This window comes from Pseudomonas oryzihabitans, from assembly GCF_024652905.1.
GTDB classification, from domain to species: domain Bacteria; phylum Pseudomonadota; class Gammaproteobacteria; order Pseudomonadales; family Pseudomonadaceae; genus Chryseomonas; species Chryseomonas benzopyrenica.
Map to the genome: position 1 here is coordinate 1,327,582 of NZ_CP102428.1, position 13,787 is coordinate 1,341,368.

General features: G+C 65.7%; 10 protein-coding genes. 4 read left to right on the plus strand and 6 right to left on the minus strand.

Annotated elements, in window-relative coordinates:
* Positions 1–6: 6 nt before the first annotated feature.
* On the minus strand, positions 7–1,596 hold the full coding sequence (locus NRG74_RS06175) for an ABC-F family ATPase (protein ID WP_017640546.1): 1,590 nt from the start codon (positions 1,594–1,596) through the stop codon (positions 7–9).
* Between the two features lie 240 nt (positions 1,597–1,836).
* A complete protein-coding gene (locus NRG74_RS06180) occupies positions 1,837–2,271 on the minus strand; it encodes a response regulator (protein WP_231893085.1) in 435 nt (144 codons plus the stop codon).
* Between the two features lie 235 nt (positions 2,272–2,506).
* Between NRG74_RS06180 and NRG74_RS06185 the strand changes: the two genes are divergently transcribed.
* Entirely contained in the window at positions 2,507–2,701 is a 195-nt protein-coding gene (locus tag NRG74_RS06185; RefSeq protein WP_017640548.1) for a hypothetical protein, read from the plus strand.
* Between the two features lie 66 nt (positions 2,702–2,767).
* On the opposite strand, the gene NRG74_RS06190 is transcribed toward NRG74_RS06185, so the two are convergent.
* Both NRG74_RS06190 and NRG74_RS06195 read right to left on the minus strand, forming a co-directional pair.
* Entirely contained in the window at positions 2,768–3,976 is a 1,209-nt protein-coding gene (locus tag NRG74_RS06190) for an MFS transporter (protein ID WP_017640549.1), read from the minus strand.
* Positions 3,973–5,181 (minus strand): MFS transporter, encoded by a 1,209-nt coding sequence (locus NRG74_RS06195; protein ID WP_064308656.1) that lies wholly within the window; start codon positions 5,179–5,181, stop codon positions 3,973–3,975. Before NRG74_RS06195 ends, NRG74_RS06190 begins: the two co-directional genes overlap by 4 nt.
* 64 nt (positions 5,182–5,245) lie before the next feature.
* Here NRG74_RS06195 and NRG74_RS06200 point away from each other — a divergent pair, with 64 nt between their 5' ends.
* Complete coding sequence (locus NRG74_RS06200) at positions 5,246–5,725, plus strand: DUF192 domain-containing protein (protein ID WP_160922497.1); 480 nt, start codon at positions 5,246–5,248, stop codon at positions 5,723–5,725.
* Between the two features lie 244 nt (positions 5,726–5,969).
* On the opposite strand, the gene NRG74_RS06205 is transcribed toward NRG74_RS06200, so the two are convergent.
* Positions 5,970–7,325, minus strand: a complete 1,356-nt coding sequence (locus NRG74_RS06205; RefSeq protein WP_017640552.1) for a substrate-binding domain-containing protein — start codon at positions 7,323–7,325, stop codon at positions 5,970–5,972.
* A 70-nt stretch (positions 7,326–7,395) separates the two neighbouring features.
* Positions 7,396–8,208, minus strand: a complete 813-nt coding sequence (gene xthA, locus NRG74_RS06210) for an exodeoxyribonuclease III (protein WP_257706025.1) — start codon at positions 8,206–8,208, stop codon at positions 7,396–7,398.
* 175 nt (positions 8,209–8,383) lie between these two features.
* Between xthA and NRG74_RS06215 the strand changes: the two genes are divergently transcribed.
* Positions 8,384–10,060 (plus strand): autotransporter assembly complex protein TamA, encoded by a 1,677-nt coding sequence (locus NRG74_RS06215; RefSeq protein WP_184288670.1) that lies wholly within the window; start codon positions 8,384–8,386, stop codon positions 10,058–10,060.
* Complete coding sequence (locus NRG74_RS06220) at positions 10,057–13,749, plus strand: translocation/assembly module TamB domain-containing protein (protein WP_257706026.1); 3,693 nt, start codon at positions 10,057–10,059, stop codon at positions 13,747–13,749. The genes NRG74_RS06215 and NRG74_RS06220 overlap by 4 nt, the downstream gene beginning before the upstream one ends.
* The last annotated feature ends 38 nt before the right edge of the window (positions 13,750–13,787 follow it).

Here is a 13,787-nt window from a genome sequence, read left to right on the forward strand (position 1 = left end):
CTGGGGTCAGCCGTTGATGCCCTGGCTGCGTAGGTAGTCGTCGTAGCTGCCGCTGAAATCCACCACGCCGGTCTCGCTCATGTCGAGGATGCGGGTGGCCAGCGAGGAGACGAATTCACGGTCGTGGCTGACGAAGATCAGGGTGCCCGGATAATTTTCCAGTGCCAGGTTCAGCGCCTCGATGGATTCCATGTCCAGGTGGTTGGTGGGTTCGTCCATCACCAGCACGTTGGGCTTCTTCAGGATCAGCTTGCCGAACAGCATGCGACCCTGCTCGCCACCGGAGATGACCTTGACCGACTTCTGGATGTCGTCGCTGGAGAACAGCATGCGACCCAGGGTGCCGCGGACCATCTGCTCGCCGCCTTGGGTCCATTGACCCATCCAGTCGAACAGGGTGACGTCGTCGGCGAAGTCCTCGGCGTGGTCCTGGGCGAAATAGCCGACATCGGCGCTGTCGGTCCACTTCACTTCACCGCTCTGGGGGGCCATCTCGCCCACCAGGGTGCGCAGCAGGGTGGTCTTGCCGATGCCGTTGGGGCCGATGATGGCGACCCGCTCGCCGGCTTCGATCTGCAGGCCCAGGCGCTTGAACAGCGGGGTGCCGTCGAAGCCCTGGGTGACGTTTTCCAGGGTCACCGCCTGGCGGTGCAGCTTCTTGTACTGCTCGAAGCGGATGAACGGACTGACGCGGCTGGACGGCTTGACCTCGTCCAGCTGGATCTTGTCGATCTGGCGCGCCCGGCTGGTGGCCTGCTTGGCCTTGGAGGCGTTGGCCGAGAAGCGGCTGACGAACTGCTGCAGTTCGGCGATCTGGGCCTTCTTCTTGGCGTTGTCCGACAGCAGGCGTTCGCGGGCCTGGGTGGCGGCGGTCATGTACTCGTCGTAGTTGCCGGGGAACAGGCGCAGCTCACCGTAATCCAGGTCGGCCATGTGGGTACAGACGCTGTTCAGGAAGTGCCGATCGTGGGAGATGATGATCATGGTGCTGTTGCGCGCGACCAGGATGCCTTCCAGCCAGCGGATGGTATTGATGTCCAGGTGGTTGGTCGGTTCGTCGAGCAGCAGCAGTTCCGGATCGGAGAACAACGCCTGGGCCAGCAGCACCCGCAGCTTCCAGCCAGGGGCGACGGCGCTCATGGGGCCGAAGTGCTGGTCCTGGGGGATGCCCAGGCCGAGCAGCAGCTCGCCCGCCCGCGCTTCCGCGGTGTAGCCATCGTATTCAGCGAACTGCACCTCCAGTTCGGCCACGGCCATGCCGTCGTCTTCGCTCATTTCCGGCAGGGCGTAGATGCGGTCGCGCTCGGCCTTGACCTTGGCCAGTTCGGCGTGGCCCATGATCACGGTATCGATGACCGTGCAGTCTTCGTAGGCGAATTGATCCTGGCGCAGCTTGCCCAGGCGCACGTTGGGCTCGAGCATCACCTGGCCGCCGGTGGGTTCGAGATCGCCCCCGAGAATCTTCATGAAGGTGGACTTGCCGCAGCCGTTGGCGCCGATCAGGCCGTAGCGATGGCCGTTGCCGAATTTGACGGACACGTTCTCGAACAGCGGCTTGGCGCCAAACTGCATGGTGATGTTAGCGGTGGAGATCAAGGGGGGTACCTGTAAGGGGTTTCAGACCGGAGCTCGGCCGCTGTCCGGGCCGGCAAGCGGCTTGGACAGGGCGTTCCGGTCGGATGGGCAGAGCTCCAGCGGGCAGGGTCGATGGGCAGCGACGGTGCGCGGCGGCCTGGCTGGGCTGCGGTAAAGGCGGGCGGCGCCCGACATGCCGCCTATTGTGGCATAGCTGCGAGGTGGTTTGTACGGGGCAGGCGGCGGCTGGCTGTCGCTGGACTAACTGGCGGCGGGGCCGGGGAAGTCTGGCCGGGGTACCACCTTCCAGACGGCTTCAGTCAGTTGATCCAGCGTCCACGGCTTGTGCAGGAAGGGCACCCCGGACGGGATGTCATTTCTCAAGCCGGCGTAGCCGGACATCAAGACGAAGGGCACCGCGGGCCAACGCTCGCTGACGATCTTGGCCAGTTGCACGCCATCGATCACGCCGGGCATCCGCACGTTCGACACCACGACGTTCACCTGCTGCCAGTGCAGCTCCAGAAATTGCAGGGCGGCGTCGGCGGTGCCAAAGGTTTCCACATGGAAGCCTTCCTGCTTGAGCACCTCGCGTACCAGGGCTTGCAGCAGCAGCTCATCTTCCGAAACGACCGCGAGCAGATTCGCGGGGCTGGCAGAGCGGGTCGGGGTATCCATAGGCAGGCAATCCGGCATGGGAGGATCCCTGGAGTCTAGTCAGGCGCAGGCCAGGCTGCTGGCCAATGGCCCGAAAAGACTGGCGATTACTCGGGGTGTGGACTTGCCAACCGGGACGGCGTCTCTGCCCGAAGGCTCTGGCAAGGCACTGACGCCACTGGCGAATGGGGCGACGTGCGGTAGGCACCAGGGTGAAACATCTGGCGTCGTCGACCAACTAAAGCTTGAGACCGAACGGCACAGGAGCCACGGCATGATCCTTTCTCTTTCTCCCGCGCCCGACACCACCGCTCCGCTGGCCCTCTGGCTGGGCGGCGATCAGGCACCCCTCAACGACTCCGACATGGCCGATGAAGAGATCGATACCGAGATCCCTGACGAGGTGGTCGAGAACCTCACCGAACCGGCCAAGCCGCCCGCACCGATTCCGGATCCCGGCCCATTGTAGAGATCACAGGGGGCAGCAGCCTGGGCGCTCCCGATCCAGGGCTTCGCCCTCGACCAATGCGGCCATTCAGGTCTTGATCGGGTCTTTGCTCTCGCGCAGCGCTCGATGATAGAGCAAAGCACTCAGACCCAGGCCCGCCAGGGCCATGAGACCGGCAAAGAGGAAGATGGCGCTGAAGCCGAAGCCGTTGGCGATGGCGCCGGCGAGAGGGCCGGTGATCCCCAGCGCCAGATCCAGGCATAGCGAGTAGGCGCCCAGCGCCGCGCTGCGATTGGTTGGCGGTACCTTGACGATGGCCTCCACGCCCAAGGCCGGATAGACCAGCGAGAGTCCGAAACCCGCCATGGCCGCGCCCACCAACGCCATCTGTGGGGTGACCGCCAGCCAAAGCAGCAGCAACCCTAGGGTCTCCACGCTGAAACAGGCCAGGGCGACGCGGAAGCCGCCCAGCGTGTTGATGGTGCCGGCGAACAGCAGCCGCGCGCAGATGAAGGCCGCACCGAAGGCGGTCAGGCAGAAGGCCGCGTTGGGCCAGCCGTTGCTCGCGTAGTAGAGCGTGACGAAGGTGGCGATAGCGCCGAAGCCGATGGAGCTGAGCAACAGGCAGAGGCCGAAGGGGCTGATGCGCCAGAATACCTTGTGAAAGGGCAGCCGCTCGCCTGGAATCACCGGCGCCGGCTCCTTGTTCCAGGCCAGGGCCAGACCCAGAGCACCGAGCAGGGCGATGGCCACGCCGAGGCTCCAGAGCCCTAGGCCCGCTACCATGGCCACGCCCAGGGGCGCGCCCAGAGCCAGGGCGCCATAGGCGGCGATGCCGTTCCAGGAGATCACCTTGCTCACGTGCTGCATGCCGACGCTGCCCATGCCCCAACTCAGGCAACCGGTACCGATCATGGCCTGGGACATGCCGAGGATGACCCGGCCGACGATCAGCAGGCCCAGGCTGAGACCCGGCACGCTCTGCAGCGAGGTGGCCAGCAGGGTCAACACGCCGCAGGCGACGCAGCCGAACAGGCCGTAGATCACTCCACGCTTGGCGCCGATGCTGTCGGCCAGCTTACCGGCGAGGGGGCGGGTGAAGAGGGTGGCGAGGTACTGGATACTGATCGCCAGTCCGGCGATGACCGATCCATAGCCGAGATCGTCGTGCACGTAGCCCGGCAGGATCGCCAGTGGCAGGCCGATCGCCAGGAACAGCAGAAAGCTGAAGACGACGATCGAAACGATGCGCAGCGTGATGGCGAGGGAGGCGGCAGGCGGGGCGGTCGTGGTCATGGCTGTTCTCGCGAGGACTCGTCGAAACGGCAGAGGAGGCGAACGCTGAGGGCCAAGCCTGCCAGCGCGGCCAGGGCCGCGCAGAGAAAGCTGGCGGCATAGCCGAAATGGGTGGCCACGGCGCCGATGAGAGGCCCTGTCACCGCCAGCGAAAGGTCGATGAACACCGAATAGCCGGCCAGGGCGGCACCGCGGTTCGAGGCCGGAACCCGCTGCACCGCTTCCACGGCCAGCGCCGGAAACACCAGCGAGAAGCCGATTCCGGTGAGGGCGGCGCCCACCAGGGCAGTGGTCATGCTGGGGGCCAGCCAGAGGATGGTCAGGCCCACGGCTTCCACCGCCAGGCTGACGATGGCGACGCGAAAGCCGCCGTGGCGATTGATGGCGTTGGCGCAGACCAGGCGTACACCGATGAAGAAACAGCCAAACACCGTCAGGCACAGGGCCGCGCCACTCCAGCCCTGACTGGCGTAATAGAGGGTGATGAAGGTCGCCAGGGTGCCGAAGCCGATGCCACCCAACGCCAGGCCCAGGCCGAAAGGCAATACCCGGCCCAGCACCGTGGTGAAGGGCAGGCGTTCGCCGCGCACCGGAACGATGGGCGGGCGGGGCTTGGCGATTCGATAGCCCAGCGCCGCCAGACCGATGATGCTGGCGCCCAAGCTCCACAGTCCCAGGCTGTCCACCAGCACCACGCCAAGGGGGGCGCCTATGGCCAGGGCACCGTAGCTGGCGACGCCGTTCCAGGAGATCACCTTGGCGGTGTTGGCCGGGCCGACCCGGCCGATCGCCCAGGAGATGGCGCCGGTACCCGAGAGGCTTTCGGCGCAGCCCAGCACCAGTCGGCCGAGCAACAGGGCACCAAGGCTGACCCAGGGCCAGGCTTGCAAGAGTACCGAGGCCAGCATCAGCACGCCGCTGAGACCGCAGCCGAGCATGCCATAGAGCACCGACTGCTTAGCGCCCACGGTGTCGATGATGCGTCCGGCATGGGAGCGCGAGAACAGGGTCGCCAGGTACTGACTGCTGATCACCAGGCCGGCGATGATCGAGTTGAAGCCCAGCTGGTCGTGCACGAAGCCCGGCAGCACGGCCAGGGGGATGCCGATGGTAAGGTAGGCGATAAAGGTAAAGAGCACCGTACCCAAGGTAATGCGGGTGGCCAGAGCGGGTGAGGGTGCAGGCGGTAGGCTGGCGGTCGACATCGGACTCGAGAGGTTGTCTGACAATGTGGGATAGATTGCTTTCGCCTGGCAAAGGTCACATGCGATGACATTTTTTATCCAGGTCCGAGACGGAGCGAAACGGGCGCTGGGCCCTGGTCGGCGCGGCCTGCTGCTGGCCGCACTGGCGGCTATGCCCATCTGGGCGGCAGAGCGCATCGAGCTGCGGATTGGCGACCAGCGCCTCGCTGTAGAAGTGGCAACGACTCCAGCCCAGCGGGCCCAGGGACTCATGGGGCGACCGCCATTGGCAGCCCACGAAGGCATGCTGTTCGTCTTTGCTGGGGATGACGAACGCTGCCTGTGGATGCGCGATACCCCCAGCGCGCTAGCCGCCGCCTTTATTGATGCCGGCGGCAAGGTCCTCAATACCGTCGAAATGCAGCCGCTGACCGATACCCGCCACTGCTCCCGGGCCCCGGCGCGCTATGCCTTGGAAACTCCTGCTGGTTGGTTTTCCACGCGGGGGATTCGCGCGGGCGAGCGTCTCCAAGGGTTGGAGAAGGTGGCACCTGCCTCCCGATAGTCCCGCTTTTCCTCACACCTGAAATAGCAGAAATTCGATAGCTAAATACTTTTAAAATCAAGAACTTGAATGTGATTTTTGATCTTGATTCTAGAGTTATGTTGAGAAAGTACTTTAAGTCTTGATCGGGATGCCTGTCGCTATCGATAGTGTCTCCTGGGGTGCCTGACACGAATCTAGGCAACAGGGTGGGATACATCCCCGTGTTGCCCCAGGTCTCTTTCTGGAAAGGCCCGACTGGTCCCTATTGAATCCAAGCCTCAACCCGCCGGTTCTTTACCCGGCCGTTGGCTGACAGCCCTGCGACAGGCAGTTGGTCGCCAAGGGAGAGCAGCTCACCAGCGAAGGCTTGCTGGTGGCGCAGCGCCGTGGCGACCGCGGTGGCGCGCAGACGGGCCAGCAGCGCTGCCCGTGCCGGATCCTCGGTGGCGTCGTTGAAGCCCACCAGGATCAGCTGCCGATGGGCGTTTTCCGGCCGGCGCATGAAGGCGGCCAGGCGCTCGACATCGCGCAGTGCCTTGTTATCCAGGCGCGCGCTGCCGGCGGTGAAGCGGAAATTCACCGTAAGGCGCTGGGCGCGGCGAGCCAGCTCCAGATAGGCGGGTGGCATGCCACGGGTATCGCTGATGGTCAGGGGTTCGATGCGCTGGGCGACGAAGCCGCTTTGTTGCACCACCGCCTGGCCGGCAGGGGTCTGGCTGAACTCCAGCAGACTGCGCGCCCAGTCCGAGCGCTGGGCGGGCGAGCCATAGAAGAAGAGTCGCCGGGCGAGTGGATAGTCCTCGGTGGCGATGCTGGCTTCGCTGGGGGCTATGGCGCGGCCTTCACCGTCGCGCAGGGCGAGCTTTGGCGCCTTGGCGGCAGCCGCCAGGCTAGTGAAGCCGATGCCCCCAGGATCGGCGGCCACCTGCTGCGCCAATTCTTCATTGGACTCGAAGCGCTTGGCAGCCGCACTCAGGCGTTTGCCGGCAGGATTCAGCACCAGTTCGCGAAAGGTGTCGTAGGTGCCCGATCGATCATCCCGCGCATAGATCCGGATCGGCCCGGACGGGCCGCCCAGTTGCTGCCAATCGGTGATATCGCCGGCGAAGACCTGCGCCAACTGCTGGAGATCGAGCTCTCGCAGGGGATTGCCGGGATGCACGATGATCGCCAGGCCATCCAGCCCGATCACGTACTCCGCGTCCTTGCTGCCCATGTCACCCAGATTGGCCAGGGCGCTGACTTCATTGTCCTTGATGGGCCGGGAGGCCGCGGCGAGATCCGTGGTGCCCGCGGCCAGGGCGGTGAAGCCGGTGCTGGAGCCATGGGCGGCGATCTGTATGGCCACGGCACTGCCATTCGGCGCCCGGGCCACCAGCTGCCATTCGTCCATCACGGTGGCAGGTATCACCTGTGGATCCCGATAGCCGCGCTCGGCGAGCAGGGCCGCGACCAGGCGCGGGCCCAGGTTCGCGTTGATCGTGTTGGAGCCTTGCAGGCGCAGAATGACAGTGGTGGGTTCGCCGGCCAGAAGGGGCGAAGGCAGCAAGGGCAGCAAGGTCGCGAGCACCGCTCGCCGCAGGAAGGCGCGGCGGAATACCGGGGCAGAGCCGTTCATGGAATAGGCCTCGAGCCTGAGACGAGGCCGCCACCTTAGGCAGGCCACATGACGCCGATGTGACAGGACCTCAGGTCAATTCTAGCCAGATCGGCGCGTGGTCGGAGGGCTTCTCCATGCCACGGATCTCATAGTCAATGCCTGCCGAGACGATCCGTTCGCGCAGCACCCGAGACGCGAGGATGGTATCGATGCGCAGGCCGCGCTTGGGTTCGTCCTCGAAGCCGCGGCTGCGATAGGGGAACCAGCTGAACCTGTCGTCGACGTCCGGATGCAGCTGGCGATAGCTGTCGATCAGGCCCCAGTCCAGCAGTCGCTGCATCCATTCGCGTTCTTCCGGCTGGAAACTGCAGGCGCCCGTGCGCAGCCAGCGCTTGGCGTTGGCCGCACCTATGCCGATGTCGTGGTCCTGGGCGGAGATATTGAAATCCCCCATGAGCAGCAAGGGCGTGTCCGGCGTGAAACGCTCTTCAAGTAGATTCTGAAGATCCGCGTAGAACTTCCTCTTGCCAGGGAATTTTGTTGGGTGAGCGATATTCTCCCCTTGGGGAAAATAGCCGTTCATGACCACCAGTGGCTGACCCTTTCGGTCGGCGAAGACGCCATAGATGAATCTCTTTTGCGACTCTTCACCATCGCCGGGAAAACCCCTGTGCAATTCCAGCGGCGCCAGGCGCGACAGCAGGGCCACTCCGTAGTGGCCCTTCTGGCCGTGATAGTGCACGTGGTAACCCAGGGCCTCGACTTCCTCGCGCGGGAACTGATCGTCCGAGACCTTGGTTTCCTGCAGGCCGATCACATCCGGATCATAGCGTTCGATGATGGCGGAAAGTTGATGAGGTCTTGCGCGTAAGCCGTTGATATTGAAGCAGACTATCTTCATGAAGCTGTCCTGGAAAATGGATGGCCCTAGCCTAGCAGAAAGCCTCCTGTCGCAGCGGCGACCTGGCGAACCCTGGCCACTCCTGTTTGTCTCACAGCGCAACGCCCGTTAGCATCCCCGTATGAATAAGAACGCTCTACGCCGCGCCCTGATTGGAGTTTGTTGTCTGCACGGCATGGCCTGGGCGGCACCGGCCGAGGTCAGCGTTCGCGTCCAACCGGCCAACAACCCCCTGCGAGACAACATCCAGGCCTATATCGGCTCGGTGGAAGGGCGCGATGTTGCCGGGCTGCAGCGCCTGCGTCCGGCGACGGAACGGCAGGCCGAGCAGGCGGCTCAGGCGCTCGGCTACTACCACGCGCAGATCGAGACTCGGGTAGAGAGTGGCGAGACACCGCGGCTGGTCGTCGAGGTGCGACCCGGTGAGCCGATCAAGCTGCGTAACGTGGATATTCGCATCGAGGGGCCAGCGCGGCGATTGCGGGCCTTTCAGCGGCCGATTCCGGCCGGCTTGAAGCCAGGCCAGCCGCTGAACCAGGGACTCTATGAAGATGCCAAGAGCCTGATCCAGAATCAGGCGCAGCGGTATGGCTTCTTTCGCGGCACCTTTACCCAGCACCAGCTGCGGATCGATCCCGCCACTGGCTTCGCCGACATCGCCCTGGTGTTCGACAGCGGGCCGCGCTTCGTCCTTGGCAAGGTGGCCTTCGCAGGGGATGCCCCTTTCGATCCCGATCTGCTGCAGCGTATGGTGCCCTTCGCCCAGGGCACGCCCTACGATTCCGAGCTGATCGCCGATTTCCAGAGCAACCTGCTGGCCAGCGGCTTCTTCGATGGCGCGCGGCTCGACACCTATCCCAAGCAGGAAGGTGCCGCCGAGGTGCCGGTGACGGTCACCCTGCGGACCCGCAAGCCGCGTACCTTCGGCTTTGGTCCCGGCTATTCGACAGATGTCGGCCCGCGGCTGAGATTCACCTGGGAGAACCACTGGCTCAATCCCCAGGGCCACAGCCTGGGTGCGGAGGCGGAGCTGTCGGCGCCACGCCAGAGCATTGCCACCTGGTACGACATTCCCGGGCAGGACCCGATCAATGACAAGTTCCGCTTCGCCGGCGGCTACCAGTACGAGCAGATCGCCGACGACGATTCCCTCAGCCAGTTGCTGACCGTGGGTCCCGAGTGGCATCGCAAGTTTCCCAATGGCTGGGAGCGGGTGCTCTCGCTCAAGTGGCGCAACGAAAGTTATCGCCTGGGCAATGACGAAGGCACCTCCAACCTGGTGATGCCGGGGGTCGATTTCTCACTGTTGCGCAGTGACAACCGCATCGACCCCAATCGCGGCTACCGCCTGCAATTCGGCGTCTCGGCGGCGAAGGAAGGGCTACTCTCCGACGCCAACATGATTCACGCCACGGCGCTGGCCCGCGGGTTGATCACCGTGGGCGACGGCCATCGCTTCCTCGGACGCCTGCAGTTGGGCGGCAACCTCACCAATGGCTACAACAAGATCCCGCCGTCGCTGCGCTTCTTCGCCGGTGGCGATCAGAGCGTTCGCGGCTACGACTACCAGACCCTGTCACCGGAAAACGACGAAGGTGACTACGTGGGCGGTCGCTACCTGGTCGCTGGAGGCGTCGAATACCAATATCCCCTGCGCGACAAGTGGCGGCTGGCGACCTTCATCGACCAGGGCAGCGCCTTCAACGACCTCAACAACTACGAGCTCAAGACCAGCGTCGGCGTGGGCGTGCGCTGGGTCTCGCCAGTCGGGCCGATCCGCGTCGACCTGGCGCACGGCCTCGACGAACCCGGCGGTATCCGCCTGCACTTTTCCATAGGACCTGAGCTGTGAAGTCGGTAGGCGGTGTCATCCTTGGCGTGCTGGCGACCCTGCTCGGTGGGTTGATCCTGTTGCTGGCCCTGGTCCTGGGCAACGCCGGCATCGGCCGCCTGGTGCTGGAGCGGGTGCCGGGTCTGACCCTGACCGAGTTTCAGGGGCGCCTGGGTGGCCATTGGCAGGCTCGGCAGCTGGTCTGGGAGGGGGGCGCCACCCGGGTAACGGTCGAGGCCCCCGAATTCGCCTGGCGACCCGGCTGCCTGCTCAGGCTGCAGCTGTGCATCGATACCCTGGTCGCCTCGCGCATCGCCATCGAGCAGGCGCCCAGTCCGGAGCCGGTGCCGGAAAAGAGCGGACCCATCCAGTTGCCCAGCCTCGGCTTGCCGTTGGGGGTGCAGCTGGGTGAGGTACGGATCGGTGAAGTTCTTTACAACCGCGCCGAGCAGGCCCGCGACCTGGAACTCCAGGCCCACTGGCAGGCTGATGGGATAACCATCGAGCGCCTGGCCGGCATGGCCCATGGCATCAGCCTGGATACCCATGGCCGGTTGCAGCCCAGCGGTGCCTGGCCGCTGCAGTTGCAGGGCACCCTCGGCCTGCCGGCGCCGGAGGCCACGCCCTGGTCGCTGGTGCTCAAGCTGGAGGGCGAGCTGCAGCAGACCCTGCGCCTGGAGGCCGACAGCAGCGGCTATCTGCCCGGACGCTTGACCGGCACGGTGCAGCCGCTGGTGGACAACGTCCCGGCCGATCTGCAATTGGTGGCCGATGGCTTCAAGGCGGCCGCCAGCCTGCCCGATACCCTGCGGCTGAACGACCTCAAGCTGACCGCGCGGGGCGATCTGGCCGCCGGCTACGCGCTGGTCGGTCAAGCGAAATTGCCGGGCGAGGGCGGCCCGGTTGACTTGAATCTGGACGGTCGCGTCGATGCCAAGGGCGCGCGGATCGCCGCCCTGCGCCTGCAGACCACGCCCGAGCAGCGCGTGGTGCTGGCCGGACAGCTCGACTGGCAGGAAGGGCTGGCGGCCGATGCCACCCTGGATTGGCGCGACTTCCCCTGGCGCCGGCTGTATCCCATGGCGGAGCCCCCGGTGAGCCTGCAGCGTCTGCAGGGCGAGGTGGCCTATAGAGACGGTGCCTATTTGGGCAATCTCAAGGCCGCGGCCACCGGTCCGGCCGGTGCCTTCACCCTGGCCACCCCCTTCAGTGGCGATACCACCCAGCTCAATCTGCCCTCGCTGGATCTCCAGGCCGGCCAGGGGCGGGCGCAGGGCAAGGTCAACCTGGGCTTCGCCGACGGCGTGAGCTGGCAGGTGGCCCTCGATCTGAGTCGCCTGGATCCGGCCTTCTGGGTCGCCCAGCTGCCCGGCAGCCTGGCCGGTCCGCTGCGCAGTTCCGGTGCCTTCAAGGACGGCCGCCTGCGGCTGGATGCCGATCTGGACCTCAAGGGCCGACTGCGCAACCAACCGGCGGTGCTGGCGGCCAAGGCTCAGGGCGCCGGTGAGCAGTGGCAGGTCTCCCAGCTGGATGTTCGCCTGGGCGACAACCGCATCCAGGGGCAGGGCGCCCTCGACCAGCGGCTGCAGGGCCAACTGCAACTGGATCTGCGCCGACTGGCCCAGCTCTGGCCCGATCTCTCGGGCAGCGCCCAGGGTCGCCTGGATCTGGCGGGCACGCTGAAGGCGCCAGCGGGCAAGCTGCGGCTCGATGGGCGCCAACTTGGCTATGCCGACAACCGCATCAGCAGCCTGACGCTGGCCGCCAATCTGGATGATCGCCAGCGCGGCATTCTCGACCTGACCGCCCAGGGCCTGCAGGCCGCCGGGCGGGATTTTGGCGTCCTGCGACTGCAGGGGCAGGGTGATCGTCGTCAGCAACAGGCGGAGCTGTCGCTCAGGGGACAACCCTTGAATCTGGGCCTCGCTGCGAATGGCGCCCTGGCCGACAACGGGGACTGGAAGGGGCAACTGGCGCGTGGCTCGCTCGCGGCCAGCGGCCAGAACTGGACCTTGCAGAATCCGGCCCGTATCGAACGCCTGGCCAACGGGCGCCTGGAACTGGGCCGGCATTGCTGGCGGTCCGGCGCCGCCAGCCTTTGCGGCGACGATCAGCAGCTACTGCCCGACACCCGTCTCGCCTGGCACCTGCGCGCCTTCCCGCTGGCCAGTCTGCAACCTTTGCTGCCGCCGGAACTGGCCTGGCAGGGCAGCCTCGATGGCGACGTCGACCTACGCCTGCCCAAGGCCGGACCCGATGGCGAGATCCGTCTCCAGGCCGGCCGTGGCAGCCTCAGGCTGCGCGACGCCGCGGGCCAGTGGCAGACCTTCAGCTACGACAGCCTGGACGTCACCAGCGCCCTGAAACCGCAGCAGGTGGACACCCAGGTGCGCCTGACCAGTGCCGACCTCGGCCGGCTCGATGTGCAGGCGCGGCTGGATCCCCGCGATCCGAACCAGGCGCTAGCCGGTCGTTTCCAGTTGCAGGGCCTGAATCTGGCCCTCGGCAAGGCCTTCGTCGAGGGCATCGAACATCTCGAAGGCAAGATCAACGGCGCCGGCGAGCTAGGTGGGACCCTGCTGCAACCGCGGGTCAACGGCCAGATCCAGCTCAGCGGCGGCGACATCGGCGGCGGCAGCGTGCCGACGCGCCTGCAGGACCTCGGCCTGACCGCCCGTATCCAGGGCGACACCGCCTTGCTCGACGGCGGCTGGCGCAGCGGCACTCAGGGGCGCGGCCAGATCCGGGGCAGCGTCGGCTGGGCCAATGGCCTGGACGTCGACGTAGCGGTCACCGGCGACAAGCTTCCCGTCAACGTCGAGCCCTATGCGCAGCTGGAAGTGGCGCCCAATCTCAAGATCCTCATGCAGAACGGCCGCCTGGCCCTGGCCGGCGAGGTGCGGGTGCCGCGCGGGCGCATCCAGGTGCAGCAGCTGCCGCCGTCCACGGTCAAGGTGTCGGACGATGCCGTCATCGTCGGCCAGGAGGCCCCGGCCAAGCAGCAGGCCATGCAGATCGCCATGGACGTCGATGTGCTGGTCGGTTCCGACAAGCTCACCTTCGACGCCTTTGGCCTGTCCGCGGAAATCGTCGGCAAGGTCCACATCGGCGACAACCTCGACACCCGCGGCGAGCTGAACCTGCGCAACGGCCGCTACAACGCCTATGGTCAGCGCCTGACCATGAGGCGCGCTCGGCTGTTCTTCCAGGGGCCTATCGCCCAGCCCTATATCGATGTGGAAGCCGTACGGGTGGTGCAGGAGCAGAATGTCACCGCGGGATTGCGGCTCTCGGGCTTCGCCCAGCAGCCGCGTATCGAAGTGTTCTCCGAGCCGAGCATGAGCCAGGAGCAGGCGCTGGCCTACCTGGTGCTGGGGCGGCCGCTGTCCAGCGGCAGCGAAGGCGACAACAACGTGCTCGGCCAGGCGGCGCTGGCATTGGGCCTGGCCGGCAGTTCCGGCACCGCCGGTGCCCTGGCGCAGCGCCTGGGCATCCAGAACTTCCAGCTGGATACCGCTGGATCGGGGGACAAGACCAGCGTGGTGGCCTCGGGTAACCTGACCGACAGGTTGTCGGTGCGCTACGGGGTAGGGGTGTTCGATTCGGCCAACACCGTGGCCCTGCGCTACCAGCTCACCCGCCGGCTCTATCTCGAGATCGCCAGCGGTCTGGCCAATTCCCTGGATTTCTTCTATCGCCGCGATTTTTGAAGCAGGGGCGCGTAACGCTTTGATCGGGTGCGGAAAAC